General features: G+C 57.5%; 11 protein-coding genes. 3 read left to right on the forward strand and 8 right to left on the reverse strand.

The window, feature by feature from the left end:
- The first annotated feature begins 1 nt into the window (after position 1).
- The 3 genes from rodA (at position 2) to ACPOL_RS17735 (ending at position 5976) form a co-directional block, all read left to right on the forward strand.
- Complete coding sequence (rodA, locus tag ACPOL_RS17725) at positions 2-1102, forward strand: rod shape-determining protein RodA (protein WP_114208240.1); 1101 nt, start codon at positions 2-4, stop codon at positions 1100-1102.
- A gap of 446 nt (positions 1103-1548) precedes the next feature.
- Positions 1549-5007, forward strand: coding sequence for an Rne/Rng family ribonuclease (locus ACPOL_RS17730; RefSeq protein ID WP_114210885.1), 3459 nt, complete (start codon positions 1549-1551; stop codon positions 5005-5007).
- A gap of 201 nt (positions 5008-5208) precedes the next feature.
- Positions 5209-5976 carry an outer membrane beta-barrel protein gene (locus ACPOL_RS17735; protein ID WP_161557422.1) on the forward strand — a complete coding sequence of 256 codons (768 nt, stop codon included), beginning with the start codon at positions 5209-5211 and terminating at the stop codon, positions 5974-5976.
- A gap of 33 nt (positions 5977-6009) precedes the next feature.
- On the opposite strand, the gene ACPOL_RS17740 is transcribed toward ACPOL_RS17735, so the two are convergent.
- From ACPOL_RS17740 to ACPOL_RS17775, 8 genes are all read right to left on the reverse strand, one after another.
- Complete coding sequence (locus ACPOL_RS17740; RefSeq protein WP_114208242.1) at positions 6010-6420, reverse strand: hypothetical protein; 411 nt, start codon at positions 6418-6420, stop codon at positions 6010-6012.
- Positions 6421-6423: 3 nt separating this feature from the next.
- The gene (locus ACPOL_RS17745; RefSeq protein WP_236656852.1) at positions 6424-7884 is read right to left on the reverse strand and encodes an aminopeptidase P family protein; all 1461 of its coding nucleotides are present in this window, start codon (positions 7882-7884) and stop codon (positions 6424-6426) included.
- Positions 7847-9487, reverse strand: coding sequence for a cellulose synthase family protein (locus tag ACPOL_RS17750; RefSeq protein WP_114210887.1), 1641 nt, complete (start codon positions 9485-9487; stop codon positions 7847-7849). The genes ACPOL_RS17745 and ACPOL_RS17750 overlap by 38 nt, the downstream gene beginning before the upstream one ends.
- 177 nt (positions 9488-9664) lie before the next feature.
- A complete protein-coding gene (locus ACPOL_RS17755; protein WP_114208243.1) occupies positions 9665-10450 on the reverse strand; it encodes a class I SAM-dependent methyltransferase in 786 nt (261 codons plus the stop codon).
- Between the two features lie 35 nt (positions 10451-10485).
- A complete protein-coding gene (locus ACPOL_RS17760) occupies positions 10486-11571 on the reverse strand; it encodes an NAD-dependent epimerase/dehydratase family protein (protein ID WP_161557423.1) in 1086 nt (361 codons plus the stop codon).
- Between the two features lie 157 nt (positions 11572-11728).
- Positions 11729-12652: a hypothetical protein gene (locus tag ACPOL_RS17765; protein WP_114208245.1), complete on the reverse strand. Its 924-nt coding sequence runs from the start codon at positions 12650-12652 to the stop codon at positions 11729-11731.
- Between the two features lie 385 nt (positions 12653-13037).
- Positions 13038-14084 (reverse strand): cyclic dehypoxanthinyl futalosine synthase, encoded by a 1047-nt coding sequence (gene mqnC, locus ACPOL_RS17770; protein WP_114208246.1) that lies wholly within the window; start codon positions 14082-14084, stop codon positions 13038-13040.
- A gap of 121 nt (positions 14085-14205) precedes the next feature.
- Entirely contained in the window at positions 14206-14673 is a 468-nt protein-coding gene (locus ACPOL_RS17775) for a GNAT family N-acetyltransferase (RefSeq protein ID WP_114208247.1), read from the reverse strand.
- Positions 14674-14928 lie beyond the last annotated feature (255 nt).

A 14928-nucleotide genomic window follows, 5' to 3' on the forward strand; every position in this document is an offset into this window, starting at 1 on the left:
GATGAGGCGTTTTCTTTCCTTCAACGACTTCGACTGGGTGCTGCTTGGTCTGGTGCTGGTGCTGTCGGTTATCAGTGTGCTCGAGATTTATAGCGCCACTCTACATACCAAGTTTGTCGGTTTCGACCGAAACCAGGTGCTTTGGCTGCTCGGCGGGATGGTGGCGATGTTCGCCATCTCGCTGATCAACTACCATCGTTTGCTCGACATTGCCGTCTGGGCCTATGGTTTTGGCTTGGTGTCGCTGGTGGCCGTGCTTACCGTGGGAACCAAAGTATTAGGTGGCCGGCGGTGGATCAAACTGCCGGGCGGCATCCACTTTCAACCCTCCGAGTGGGTCAAGCTGATTCTGATCGTGGTCATCGCCCGCTATTTTTCCAATCTGGCTGGCAAAGAGCTCAGCTGGAGAGACGTATTCAAGGCCATGGCGATGGTGGGCATTCCCATGCTCATGGTCTTGAAGCAGCCGGACTTAGGCACCGCCCTTACGTATTCGCCCATCCTGCTGATGGGAATGTTTCTGGGCGGAATCAGTTGGCGAAAGGGCCTGATCCTGGCGGTCGTCGCGTTGGTGACGATCGGAGGAATCTGGGCCAGCGGGAAGGTCCTGAAGCCCTATCAAAAAGCGCGGCTCACCAGCTTCATGAATCCGGACGATGACCCTCGCGGGACTGGGTACCAGATCCGGCAATCCCTGATCGCCGTGGGTGCGGGTGGGGTTCTGGGCAAGGGCGCGACCAAAGGGACGCAGACGCAGGGCGATTTTCTCCCCATTCCGTATACGGACTTCATCTTTGCCGCCTTCTGCGAGGAACATGGCTTCCTGGGCGCGGTCGTGGTTCTACTGCTATACTTTTTCATATTGATGCGTTTGATTCAAAACGCTCAAACCGCCGCTGACCTGCCGGGTACGTTCCTGGTAATGGGCGTGGTGGCCGTTCTGATCTTTCAGATCGCGGTCAACATAGGCATGGTGGTCGGGTTGATGCCGGTCACCGGAATCCCTCTGCCGTTGATGAGCTATGGGGGTTCCTCAGTACTATTCACGTTTCTGGCGCTAGGGATGGTGATGAACGTCCGTATGAGCCGGTTCGTGAACTAGGGAAGATAAGATCGTCCCGATGCGTCCCCTACACTGGCGCGGACGGAGTTGGGAAGTAAAAGTTTGAAAGTTGAGCCGGTCGGGTGGATCACCGGGCCGGACAGGATTGGGAATGAACGAGCAGAGATTGGGAACGACCCCGCCATCTATTCGGACGGCTGTAGTGGTCACAAGCTCTGTTTGCACGGAACATCTTGGTGGGATTGCTTTTCCAAGTCAGTTGCATAATTCAGTGAGCTTTTGCCCCGGCTTGGGGCCGAAGTCCTCGGAACCCCCCGCAAGAAAAATCCTGCCAGAAAAGAGCGTTGCCGCTGCAACGCTGCTTGCTGGCGTGGCGTCTCCGTCTGCCCCAAACCTTTCCGGGTGCCCGGGAACAGGAGTAATCCTGTTCTGATCTGCCTCATTGGTTGGCCGCTCCGGCAGATGCCGGCGGCAAGAGAGGCAGCATGGCAAAAGAAATATGTATTTCCAGCACACCGCATGAGACGCGGCTGGCAATCCTTGAAGACGATCAGCTCACCGAAATTTATTACGAGCGCGAGAACGAATACACCCTGGCCGGATCCATCTATAAGGGACGGGTCACCCGCGTCTTGCCGGGCATGCAATCGGCTTTTGTGGAATTAGGGCTCGAACGAGACGCGTTCCTGTATGTCACCGACTTCATGGAGGAGCAGGAAGACTCGGCGGACTTCGAGAAAGTACCGGCAAACGGCGACGTTGTCCGCGATCCCCAGCCGGCCCGCGAGTCGCAACAACCAGTCCGGGAGCCTCAGGCCCGGGAACCTCGCCCGGCACGGTCGCCGATCGCTCTCGAGACGGCCCCGCGCGTATCGGCCGATCTCCACGCCAAACCCCAGCACCTTCCCGGCGAAACCGGGGGTGGTGAAGACGAGTTACAAGGAACGCGGCGCTGGCGTGGCCGACGGGGACGCCGTCGCGGCGGCCGCTCGCAGGTCCCCCGCGAAGGTGCGTCGCCGCTTCCCGTTGAGCGCCAGCCACTCGCATCGGGAGCTGTCGAGCCGGTCGTCTCGGGTTATGAAGACGAAGTTGAAGCGGGCCCAGTAGTTTATGAACAGACGATCGCGCCGGGGACAGGTCAGGCTGCATTCAGCGAGAACTTCACTGCTCGCGAGCACAGTCCCCGTAGCGCCGCTGCTGCCGAGCCGATCGTGCTCCCAGGCGAGTCGCTGTCGAGATACGGCGGTAAGCCGGCTGAGATTACTCCTAAAGTGGAAGGTCGCTCTGCGCCCACTCCGGCAGTTGCAAATGCATCCTTTAAGCCTTCCACTCTGGTGGAAGTCGTTCCCGGGTGGGACGGCGGCGCCGAGCTGCCAGGGGAGTCCTTGTCGCGATATCGTGGCAAGGCCACACAGACCGCCGTGCCGCCGGCATCGGAAATTGTGGAACACGCGTGGGGAACCCACTCTCATGAACCAGCCCCTGCGGTTGAAGAGCAACTCCCAGACCAATTCGGAGCGCCAACCCAGGAGCCGACAACCATACAGGATCCGCCTGCCATACAGGAGCCGTCAGCCATCGGGGACTATCCTGCTGTGATCGACCCCGAACAGCAAGTAGAGCATTCACTGATATCTACCGGCGAGTCGCAGGAATTCCCGGCACCGGTTGAAGATGGTACCCCTGCGCAAGCTCCGGTAGTCGCAGACCACGAGGTGGTTGACGCTGCTCCGCTGTCGGCGCAGGAGGTGGGTCCCGGCGAAGAAGGAGATCTGGAACCGGAAAATGCTTCGGCTTCCTACCGGATCGACCCGGTTGCGCCGAGCGAGTATCGCGTTTCTCCATTCCTCGATGAAGAAATTACGGCAGAGACTCAATCCGAAGAGCCGTCGCATTTTGTTCCGGAAGAGCTCGCGTCTCCTGTTGCCGTGCCCGAGGATCTTCCTGCGGCAGTCGTTGAGAATGAAGCAGCAATCGCGGAGAATGAAGCAGCAATCGGGGAAACTTCGACTGGTTCGTCCGCCGAAGAGCACCATGCGCAGCCGATTGAGACCGGCAATGTGAGCATCAGCGAGGATCTCGCAGCAGGGTTGCCCGAAGAGATCACTGCGCTCACTTACGAAGATGCAGTTGCTCCCCATGCTTCTCAAGAAGAATTAACGTCAGAAGCCGACCACCGGTTAGAAGCCGCCCATCCGTCGTTGGAACCAGCCAACGTGAGTGCGGGGCAGGCAGTGTTAGACGAGTTGCATGAAGTCTCTGAGATCGATTTTTTTGAAGAAGACGAGTTCGGGGATGGTCCTCAGGGATTCGCTCCAGGCTCCGGACCACTCGAGGAAGAGATCATCGATGAAGATGAATACGACTCCGAGCCCATTCGCGCCTATGCCGAGGAGAGCGATCTGGACGACCTGGAAGAAGAGACGCTCGACAACCTGGCTGGCGCCGAACTCAGCGAGATGGTGCGAGATGCTCACCTGGAAAAGCGGATTGGCGCATCGCCGGACGGGTTGGTGGAAGACGAAGAAGCCGAGTACGGCGAGGCGGACAGGGAAGTCGAAGAAGAGGACGAAGATGAGGCTGGCGAACCATCGCAGGCTGTTGCGGCGCCCCTTCCTGCGCGCCGTGACGGACGCCCCGATGATGCTCGCCGTGGCGGTCGCGGTCCACGGAGGCGTGGCCGCCCGAACGGCGGAGGCGCTGGCGGCGGCAGCCGGCGGGCAAATTCGCAGCTCTCCGATCTCCCGATCATCAGCGAGCTGCTGAAGCAGGGGCAGGAAATTCTGGTTCAGATCGCCAAGGAGCCGATCGCCAAGAAGGGCGCCCGCATCACCAGTCACATTGCGCTTCCTGGCCGCTTCCTGGTCTTCATGCCCACGGTCAACCACGTTGGGGTCTCGCGCAAGATTTCTTCCGACGAGGAGCGCCAGCGCCTGAAGCGGATTTTGATCAGTGAAAAGGGCGCAAATTCCGGCGGGTTCATCGTGCGCACTGCGGCCGATGGCGCGAGTGAAGAGGATCTTCGCGCCGACATCCGCTTCCTCATCAGCCTCTGGAACGATATCAAGCAGCGCGCCGACGACGCCAAAGCGCCAGCTTTGATCTATCACGATCTGAACTTGATTGAACGGGTGCTGCGCGACCAGGTTTCGGCAAACTTCGCGACAATCTGGGTCGATAATGAGGCTGAATACGAACGCATTGTCCGCTTCCTGAACCGTTTTGAGCCGTCGCTGGTGCGCCGGGTCAAGCTCTACACCAAAGAGACCCCGCTCTTCGAGCAATTCGGCATACAGGACGAGATCAGCAAGGCGCTCAAGTCGAAGGTCTGGCTCAAGTCCGGCGGTTCCATCGTGATCAATCAGACCGAGGCGCTGGTGGCGATCGACATCAACACCGGCAAGTACGTCGGCAAGACCGCGCGGCTCGAGGACACCATCCTCAAGACCAACCTCGATGCGATTCCCGAGATCGTTCGGCAGATCCGGCTACGCGATCTTGGCGGCATTATCGTGATTGACTTCATCGACATGGACGAGCGTAAGAATCGCCATAAGGTGATGGCGGCTCTGGAAGAGGAGTTGAAGCTCGACCGCGCGCCCTCGAAGGTGCTCCAGTTCAATGATTTCGGTCTCGTCGCTATCACGCGGAAGCGGGTCAAGCAGTCGCTCGAGCGGACGCTGAGCGTGCAATGCGAAATCTGCGCCGGCACCGGCATGGTGAAGAGTCCAACAACGGTGTGCAACGAGATCTACACCGAACTGCGCAAAATGCAGAAGCATCTCGAGCGTGGAGATGTTCTGCTGCGCGTGCATCCTGAAGTGGTTAAAACCTTAAAAGCAAACAATGCCAAGTGGCTGAACGAGCTCGAAGAATTGACCGGCAAGACAATCATCGTGAAGAGCGATCCGGCGCTTCACCCCGAACAGTTCGACGTGCAGTAAGCTCCGTTCAGCAACACGCACTGCTACAAATCACGGGAGTGCTGGAGATTCCAGCCTCCCGTTTTCTTTGGCCGGCAAACATCTCAGCGACGAGTCGAAACCATCCCACTTGTGTTTGAACGAGATGGGAGCAATGCAACATCTCCCGCATCTCACTAGCAGAGGCTTGCAGCAATGGTTTCGGGCAGTAGTTGTGCAGTGTTGTCATTTCTGAAAAAGTCTGGCGTAGTAGTGTCGATCGCCGTACTTTCCGTGGTCTCTCTTCATGCACAGGCGCCGTCTCCGACGGAGTCTAGTTCGGCGGATTACCGCTTTTTGCTGTCGAGCGACGAGCTCGGCGGGTTGGAACCCGCACCCGCGGCAGGCGGCCAATACGGTGGGCAGTCTACCTATCCGGACTACCATGGCCGCTGGAGTCATCTTGCCATTGAAGGCGGCGGCGGCTTTACTGCGCCCTTAGGGAACTCAAGCGGTGATCTCACCTACGGCTGGAACTTCCGCGGCGGCTTAGGATGGAATTTTTCGAAGAGGTTCGCTTTGCTCGGGGAGTATGAATTCGATCGAAACAAGATACCTGCGGCAATCCTGCAGCAGGTCGGTGAGCCGGGTGGCAATGTCCATACGTGGTCATTGACCCTTGACCCTGTCTGGAATTACAAGACAAGCGGGCGGGTCGGCGGCTATGTAACTGGGGGCGGCGGTTTCTACCGCAAGCTCACCTCGTTCACCGAACCTGCTCTGGCCCAGGGAGTCTATTGCGACTTCTTTTACTGCTATCCCTATTACTACACGACCAACGTCACGGTCAGTCATTATTCCAGTAACCAAGGGGGCCTGAATATAGGTACTGGATTGACCTTCGGCAGATGGGAAAACGCAAAGTTTTTCGCCGAGGCGAGATATGAATGGCTGGCTACGCCTGGCCGCAACACGCAAATCATTCCGGTGACCTTCGGATTGCGGTGGTGAGAGTGCGCCGCCTTTATCTCCGCATCGAGCAGGTTACCAGCGGTAGCCTGCTTGATGCATTCTCAATAGTCCACCCGCTAGCACCGCCACGGGCGTAAGCACGATCAGAGCGAACTGGTAGCTGATGGACTGCTGGCCGCGGAGCTGTAGAGCTGAGAGCGCGCTCAAGACCAGAATCACGATGGCCAGCATAAGAATATGCCGAAGCGGGTCTGGCCTGGCGATGATGGCCGTGACATAGCCGCCGGTTGCCGCAAAGGCCGCACTGTAGACAAGGTTGAGCAGTAAATACCGGCGCCGCGGATGGTCCTGTTCGCCCACCCAGCGAGGAAAGGTCTTACTAATTGCGGCGGTGACCATGGTGATGAGCACAGCCATGGTCGCAAAGCCCGCCAGTAGCGCGAGGAAGGATCGTTCGACGTTTGCAAAGTGCAAATGGTTCATGACCTACTCGCTTGCCGGCGCGCCCGGTGATCCACTCTTCATCTCCGCCTCGATTTCATCCGCAGTGTGCGGCAATTTCTGAGTAAGTTGAATGAGCTTCCCCTGGTCGTCTGCGTAGTAAATATCCTCGATGCGGATGCCGATCTTCTCTTCGGGAATATATATCCCAGGCTCGATGGTGAATATCATTTTCTGCCCGAGCGGCTTTGTGTAATCGAAGGGATCATGAACGTCGATGCCGACCAGGTGACCGATCCCATGGATGAAATACTTCCCCAGCGGTTCGCCGTGCAGGTCTTTGCCATGTTCATTCATGTACTTCCAGGCGATCGTATCCAAAGAATCGGCGTACTTATGTAGAGGATCATTTTCCCGCGACTTACCAGCGACGAAGGCAGCCTCGGCGGCGCGTTGTGCACCGAGCACAATGTTATAGATCTCCCGCTGACGGTCAGTGAAGCGACCGCCAACCGGAACCGTTCTGGTGATGTCGGAGGCGTACATTGAGAACTCCCCGGCGGCGTCAACCACCACTACATCCCCCGACTTCAGGATGTTCTCGCTGGCCGAGTAATGGAGCACCGTCGAATTCGATCCCGAGGCGACAATCGGCGGATAGGACGGCCGTTCACATCCACCACCGAGCATCTTCTGAATCAAAAGACCGGTGATGGCCCGCTCCGACGCTCCGGGTTTCACCGCATGGATCATCGCGAGCTGCGCCTGAATAGACGCATCCGTGGCTTTGCGTACAAGCTCGAGCTCGCCGTTATCCTTCGACGCACGTAGTTCGGCCACCGGTCGGCGTACGTCTAGAAAAGCTGGTGCGTCGGCAGCGCCAAGTGTCACTGCCGCCCAGGCGAGCGCCGGCTTCGCCTGCGGCACATCCGTCTGGCTCCAGATTCCGGAGAGAGCGCGAGGATCCTTCCCAAGATCTTCGATAAGAATTCCGGGCAGGTCTGCCATCGATCTAACCTCATCGATCCCGATTCTATTGGCAGCTCCTGCGGAGGCTGCATCGAGTTTGACACCTGTATATCTTTCCATTCGAAGATTGCGGATGGGCAGGAGCATGACCTCGCGATAGCCTCGTGCGCTCGCCCGATCATGCGCCGCGACAGGGGACTCGATCAGCAACGCCGCGCCCGGTTCGTTCCATCCGGTGAGATAGTAGAAATCTTCGTCCTGACGATATTGCTGGTACTCAAGTGCCGGTTCGTTAGCGGCAAAGAGGATAGCGACGCCGCCCTCAAGCTTTTCGGCGAGAGCCTCACGGCGAGCGTGGTAGATGGCCGCTGGCTGGCGATCGAGGGCGCTGCCAGTCGCTGCATTCAAGCCTGTCGCCAGGAGAAATACCCAGAAGTAGATATGACGCATGGGATTCCCTCTCTGCAAGGTTTCGCGCCCTTGACTTACGATCAGATCGTTAAACACCGACCGGGAACGGCTTTGGCGAGGACTCATCCGTATTTGCTCCGCCACCCAGGCGGAACCGCTCGAATCTGCCCTGGAACAGGGACATTAAGCTGGTGTACCAGTAGCCGAGGACAAAGAGCAGCAGGAACGGAACGGTGAAGTAGTTCTCGTTTGCGAGCGTGTAGCGGATCGTCGCGGCGAAGTAGCAGCCGATGAGCAATTCGATCCACGGAACAATGCCCAGGCGCTTGCGATACTTCGATGCTTGCGACCGCTCCCCTTTCTTCTCCACCCGGTATTTTGGAGTGCGTTTGAACGAGCTCTTGATCCCAAAGAGCGCCTCGAGCACAGCCTTCGTATTCGTCACCGTGAGGCCAATTCCAAGCGACATGAGAAAAGGGAGAAAGAGGAACGTCTTGAGCCATGTCTTGGGATAAAGCTCTTTCTGCGAGACAAGATAGAAGGAGGAGATCGAAAGCGTGGAAGCCATGAAAAGCGGGACGTCGATGATCAACATTTGGAACCATCCCTGATAGAAGCGAATGATCATCGCCGGCATCAGCAGTACTGACAAGACCACCATCAGGGGATAGCTCAAGTTGGCTGTCAGGTGGTAGAAGGCCTCAAGCTTGGTACGCCACGGTTGGTCGCTGGCCCAGACTTTGGGAAGGATCTTCTTCGAAGTTTGGATGAGGCCCTTCGCCCAGCGTGCTTGCTGCGTTTTGAAGGCAGTCATCTCGATCGGTAATTCAGCGGGGCATTCCACGTCCTGCAGATACTTGAACTTCCAACCTGCGATCTGCGCGCGGTAGCTAAGGTCAGTGTCCTCGGTGAGGGTATCATGCTGCCATCCTCCCGCTTGATCGATGGCCTTGCGGCGCCACATGCCGGCGGTCCCATTGAAGTTGAAGAACACGCCGGCACGGGAGCGTCCGCCGTGTTCGAGCACGAAATGCCCATCCAGCAGAATGCCTTCGATTTGCGTCAAGATGCTGTAGTCGCGGTTAAGATGAGTCCAACGCGTCTGCACCATCCCTATCTTCGGCTCGGCGAAGTGGTGAATGACTCTCATGAGCCAGTCAGCCGGCGGCACAAAATCGGCGTCGAAGATAGCCACGAACTCACCCTTGGCGCTCTTCAGGCCCACATCGAGGGCGCCGGCCTTGTAGCCGTAGCGGTTACTGCGATGCAGATAGACGATAGGATGGCCAAGCGCGCGGTAGCGCTCCACGATCTCGCTAGCGACCTTCACGGTCTCATCCGTTGAATCGTCGAGCACCTGAATTTCAAGCCGGTCAGTCGGGTAGTCGATCTTGCAACAGGCATCGATAAGCCGGTCGATGACGAATTGCTCATTGAAAATAGGAAGCTGCACGGTAACGAACGGCAGCTCCGTAAAGCGAGAGGTAGGCTCTTTAGCGGCGTTCTTCTTGTGCTTGTAGTAGAGGTAGACGAGTTGATAGCGGTGAATCCCATAGAAGGCGAGGACGATCATCACCGTGAAATATGGTACCAACAGCAGGGTATCGAAGCTGTTCCAGCGGTAGAGGTGTTCAAAAGTCTTGTCGCCGTAGTGGGTATGAAGATAATGCTGAAGGCCGTGCTGACCCGCTAACCAGAGGGCGAGGCCGCTATTGGCGTGCGCGAACATGGACGGTATCATGCCAAAAACCGATGGCGCCAAATGAAACAGGTTCGTGCCTCCACTCCAGGGTCAAAGATGATTGTAAGGGACATCTGCATCGCATGAGATGCCCGAACCGCCCAGTTCACGATGAAGAGAAGGGCGTCAACCCGCTTCCCGGGCCTCCTGACCCGAGCGGCCTTCTCAACGGGCGAGCAGGATATCCATCTGATAGAACCGGAAGTAGTTTTCCTGGCCGGGTTCATCGGCAGCCACTTGTCGATAGCGGTCGAGGACGTCCTCAACGAAGGCCTGGCGATCATCTTCCGGCAGGTGTTGCGTCCACTCAACAAAGGTGACTGAGCCAAAAGCGAGAAAGGCGGCACGCGATTCAAAGTCCCATGCCTTGGCCACGGTTTGCAGGCGGCGAATTTCGAAGCCACTTTGTTCGGCTAGCTCCGCGTATTGTCCGGGCGTGAGATGCAAATACGGATCATGGAAGGTCTTGAAGTGTTCCATCCATCTTGGCGAAAGACGTGTCTCTTCGATCACATCTTCGAGGCTCTTCCGCTCTCCTTTAGGAACCAGGCGCAATTGGGCACGGCCCTTTGCTCGGAGGACCTTGTGAATCGATTTCAGTGCCTGGATCTGGTTTGGGATCCAGTGCAGCGCGTTGAAGGAGACGACGAGGTCGAACTCTTCACTGAATGGCAAGTGCCGGGCATCTGCAACCGAGAATGTGAGGTTGGGGAGGAGCCCTGCATCATGATGAGCATTCGCAAAAGCGATCATGTCGGCGGAGAAGTCCACGCCGACTACCCGGCGACGCGGAACCCTTGCCGCGATCTCGCTCGTGGTCTTGCCGTTCCCGCAACCGACATCCAGTACCTGCTCAGCGCCGTTAAGCTCGATCAGGGATAAAGCTTCTTCCGCCATAGCGTGCTGCAGCGCCGAGATCCGCGCATAGTCAGACGCCTTCCACTCGGTCATCGCTGCGCTCCTGTCGCTATCGTCGCGGCCCGCCTCTAAAAGTACAGGAACCGATGGAAGAAGCGCCAGCCAAAGCTAGATGGAAGCCGCACCAGCCAAAGCTGCATCCTCGGCAGCATAGTCGAACTGCTCTTCCTGGAGAGAATTCGGCGGGTTCTGCTGTTCCCAACTGATGGTGCGCCGAATAGCCTCTTCGAGGCGGACCGGTTCCTCGAAGCCCAACTCAGTTCGAATGCGCTCGGAGCTGACAACAACATGTTGGGCGGAGTTGCCGGGTTGCAAAAGATGCGTGGGTGTCTTCTCTCTGGGCAGCAACACGAACTTGCCGGACAATTTGTCTGGCTGGATATTTGCTTCAGCCAGGCCACTTCCGAGACGGTCGGCTCGTCGCAAACGTTATAAACTCTGCGCGTGCCCTGTTCGGATGTCGCGACGACGGCAATCGCATGGGCTACATTTTCGACGTACCCTCGAGGCCCCCTCCATGCCGCCAGATCGTCGGCAAGAAGGATTGCCGGACGCTTGTCGGCGATCCGCTTCAGCAGCGGGAAGAATCGATGGAGCGGATCGCCCGGTCCGTAGACCATGGGCAGCCGCACCACACTTCCCGGCATCGCCCGGTCATTCAGGATTGCTTCTTCGACAGCGATCTTGTCGTACTCGTCGTCGAGCCAACTGAAGATGCTTTGCATCCTCTTCAACGTTGCAGCTGGGTAGAACTCGCGCACGGTGCGCAGCGGAGACTCTTCTGTGATCGGCATCGGCTCCAGCGGCCCCGGTTCCGATCCGTGTACGAGGCCCCAGGGGCGGTAGACATCCATGCTGCTGATGGCCACAACCCGGCACGCGAGTTCGCGCCCAACCTTCATCAATTGTTGGGCCGGTCGTCCGGAGCTGAGAATGAGGTCGATGATTACCTCCGGGGAAAACTCACGCAGTCTTCTCTCGTAGTCCGGCAATCGATTTCTGTCTCCGCGAATCTGGAAAACAGCAGAATCAACCGCATCCGCACCGGAGCGGTGGAAGACAGCGACCTGGTGACCAGCGCTAAGCAGTTCCCGGACAAGGTGGGAGCCGATGAAGCCATTGCCGCCAATGATCAAGACTCGCGTAGACAGCACCTGCCACGACGAAATCAGGAAACTACCATTTTGGATGGCATTCCCGCACCTAAGAAGTCGCAATGGCCGCGACAGGCAAAGACGGCTTCGCTATGTGAACCCAGAACCCAAAACGTACAACTAAGGCGATTCCAAGCAGTGCGTCGCCGATGTACCTCTAAATGGCAGGTATTTTGTATCCCGCTTGTTTAAAGGTAAGCAACTCTATTTCCGCGTGCCAAGCAGGTGTATCCACATTTCTTCCGGTGAGCGGCCCCTTGAAGATCGCCTCACTATCAGGGGGAGTGCGAGCATCTCGTAGGGCACCCTCTATATACTTGGTGGGATCGATACCCGCATCAAGGAGAACTCTGAGGTCCGCAGGCCGGCTATGGCTCGCCGCCTGCCAAAGTAGCTCGCAGGCCTGAGTGCTTGGGTTGGGGCAATTCGGCATCGTGAGGCGATCATTGAGCGCTTCGAAGTCTAGCTCTCCTGTGTTTTGGAACAACTTGAAGATCTCAGGGAAATCTGCAGTACCCTCAAAGATAGGAAGCCCAAGCACGAAGATGTTGCCGTTGCAGCGCGTATTGGGGTTGAAGCGATCCTTGCGGTTTGTGCCGCCTGACAAGTACTCCCGGATCGCAGGCAGATTACCATTGCGAACGGCATCGCAGAAGTCTGCCTGGTTCCACTTTAGACCCATTCCAGAGGTGACAGGATGTGCTGGCGCTGGCCCAAGCGGGTTGATGACGACGCTATCGGCTCCTTGAATCTGGTTGAGTTGATTGCCGCTCCCGGAGATTTGTCCAACTGAGTTGCCGCTGTTGGCTGAGGTGCTCCCGCTAGCGACGCTTGCCTCGTTGGTGACAATCGCATTCTTCCGTTTCTTGAGCCGATCTCCGGAGCCCCGAGGTGCTTCCGGCTTCTGGCCCGGGGGCGTCGCCCCGTCGGGCGTGGGAGATGAAGAGCTTTCGCGGAAAAGATGATGCTTAAGGTATTCTTGACCGGCCCCTGAAAAGACCGTACCTAAGAGAGTGATGACTGCCACCAAGATAGATCCAAAAAAGGTCAGCCATCCAGCCCTACCGTTGTCGGAAGCCATAATACCCCACCGGGATTCAGGTCCTTCGGAATTTGCCGCGCCTATAAGGATCCTGAATGCCCGCTACGGAATGCGCTCGCGAATCCGAATGAATCGTAAAGGAGAGATGTCGAAATTTCAAATTTAGAAAAGGTCGTCGTTGCCGATAGTCAGCGTGACATACCGATGAAAGACCAGCCACCAGATAGCGGCTTGCAATTCGTATAAAGTTAGAGCGCCTGCACCTCGCAACCACTAGCGTCGACTCTCCGCGCACCATAGTGCTCGCAAACAACCGCGACCACTGTCAGTCAGGGACATGAATGAAGAACCGTCCGCTGAGAAAAACCGCTTAGTGAAGACACTCGACGGCTTCCGCGATGGAGATCGTTCCCATGGGAACGCGTCAATTCAAGAACATCGTTCGATACAGAGTGTCCCGCTGTACCGGTTTAAACCCAGCATCGCGAATCACCCGGCGCAGTTCCTCTTCCGTCGTGCAGTTCGAAGTCCCCGCAGCCTTGACGACGTTCTCTTCGAGCATCACAGAACCCACATCATTGCCTCCGAAGCGGAGGCCCATCTGCAGCACCTTCAGCCCCTGGGTGACCCAGCTGGACTGGACGTTCTCGATGTTGTCTAAATACAAACGGGAGATGGCGAGCACCTTGAGGTATTCGACCGAAGTCGCCTCTTCCCAGCCGCGGCCGCCGAGCGCGGTGTTGCCGGGCTGAAAGCTCCACGGAATGAAGGCGGTGAAGCCCCCGGTCTCTTCCTGCAGGCGGCGAACCTGTTCGAAGTGGTTGACGCGATGTTCGAAGCTCTCACCAACGCCGAACATCATGGTTGCCGTCGTCCTCATGCCCAGCTGGTGGGCGGTCCGGTGGACGAGCAGCCAGTCCTCCGTGCCGCACTTGAGACGAGCAATCCGGTGGCGGACTTCATCATCGAGGATCTCGGCGCCGCCGCCGGGGATGGAGTCGAGACCGGCATCGCGAAGCCGCATAATGGTGTCTCGAACCGACAGGTCGCTGTATTCGGCGATCGCAAGAATCTCTGAGGCCGAGAAGCAGTGCAGCCAGATCTGCGGGAAGCGCTGCTTGATGCCTTTCAGCAGGCGCTCGAACCATTCGATTTTCAGGTCGGGATGAAGGCCGCCCTGCATCAGAACGCCGGTGCCGCCTAGCTCAACAGTCTCGCGGACTTTTTCATAAATGGTCTCGAAGTCGAGGATGTAGCCCTCAGCCGACATCTTGCCCTTCAGCGGGCGATAGAAGGCGCAAAAAGTGCAATATTCGGTGCAGAAGTTGGTGTAGTTGATATTCCGATCGATGATGTACGAGACCACGCCCTCCGGGTGGAGCCGGCGACGAACGGCGTCAGCCTCCATGCCGAGGCCGATGAGATCGTCGGAGTGGAAGTAGTCGAGGGCTTGTTCGCGGGTAATCGGCATATCTTCATTCTAATGCCCGCCAGGTATGCAGGCCAGCAGGGTTTGGGCCGGGTGAAAGTAGGGCGGTGGAAGCGCTTAGGTCAAGCTTGCTATGCAGCCGTTGCTTCAGATGGTCCTTCAATCATTTGAGGATCCGGTCGTAATGCCAGAAGCGCTCGTCGCGGATGTAGCCCATACGCTTGTATAAGGACTGGGCGCGGTGGTTATCGTTGGCCGTGGCGAGGATGAGACGCTCGGCGCCGGTCTCGCGCGCAAAGGATTCCGCGTAGCTCATCAGTGCCGTGGCCACTCCGCTGCCCCGCGCCGCCGGATCGACGAACAGGTCCTCGAGCACCCACATTGGACGCATGGCGACCGTGCTCATCGAGGGCATGAGATGGACGAAGCCCAGCATCGCAGTCTCTTCTGCTCGGCGCGCAACGAAAAATCGGGTGTTGCCTTGGCTGATCAACCCGTCGACAAAGTCCTTCGAAATATCCGGTGAAGACTGCGCCTCATAAAAGACTCGATAGGCGTCGAAGAGCCGTCCAAGTTCAGGGACGTCAGCCGCCACGGCTAACGCGATCCAGAGTTTCTTGTTGTCAATCATCTAGCTCACCGTCATCTCGTTCATCAATCTTCGTGCCGGCACAAGCCCGCGGATCAGTAACAATCATGCGGCAAATTCAAAATCCTTATCGCCAGGCCACGTCTTCTACCCGGGGTCAGAGCACATGACTTACTGCCGCCGGACTTGCTCGATGCAACCTCTAACTTTACCTTGACATGAAATCCCACTTTCACTACTGTGAACTGAATCATAACCAGCACGCAGGTCTACCGGCACAAAATGCTCTTTACCGGT

The organism is Acidisarcina polymorpha, from assembly GCF_003330725.1.
Lineage (GTDB): Bacteria > Acidobacteriota > Terriglobia > Terriglobales > Acidobacteriaceae > Acidisarcina > Acidisarcina polymorpha.

Coding starts and splice junctions, on each gene's coding strand:
- ACPOL_RS17775 (WP_114208247.1), bottom strand. CDS start 14,673: ATGATTGACAACAAGAAACTCTGGATCGCGTTAGCCGTGGCGGCTGAC.
- ACPOL_RS17755 (WP_114208243.1), bottom strand. CDS start 10,450: ATGACCGAGTGGAAGGCGTCTGACTATGCGCGGATCTCGGCGCTGCAG.
- ACPOL_RS17745 (WP_236656852.1), bottom strand. CDS start 7,884: ATGAGTCCTCGCCAAAGCCGTTCCCGGTCGGTGTTTAACGATCTGATC.
- ACPOL_RS17765 (WP_114208245.1), bottom strand. CDS start 12,652: ATGGCTTCCGACAACGGTAGGGCTGGATGGCTGACCTTTTTTGGATCT.
- rodA (WP_114208240.1), top strand. CDS start 2: ATGAGGCGTTTTCTTTCCTTCAACGACTTCGACTGGGTGCTGCTTGGT.
- ACPOL_RS17740 (WP_114208242.1), bottom strand. CDS start 6,420: ATGAACCATTTGCACTTTGCAAACGTCGAACGATCCTTCCTCGCGCTA.
- ACPOL_RS17730 (WP_114210885.1), top strand. CDS start 1,549: ATGGCAAAAGAAATATGTATTTCCAGCACACCGCATGAGACGCGGCTG.
- mqnC (WP_114208246.1), bottom strand. CDS start 14,084: ATGCCGATTACCCGCGAACAAGCCCTCGACTACTTCCACTCCGACGAT.
- ACPOL_RS17750 (WP_114210887.1), bottom strand. CDS start 9,487: ATGTTCGCGCACGCCAATAGCGGCCTCGCCCTCTGGTTAGCGGGTCAG.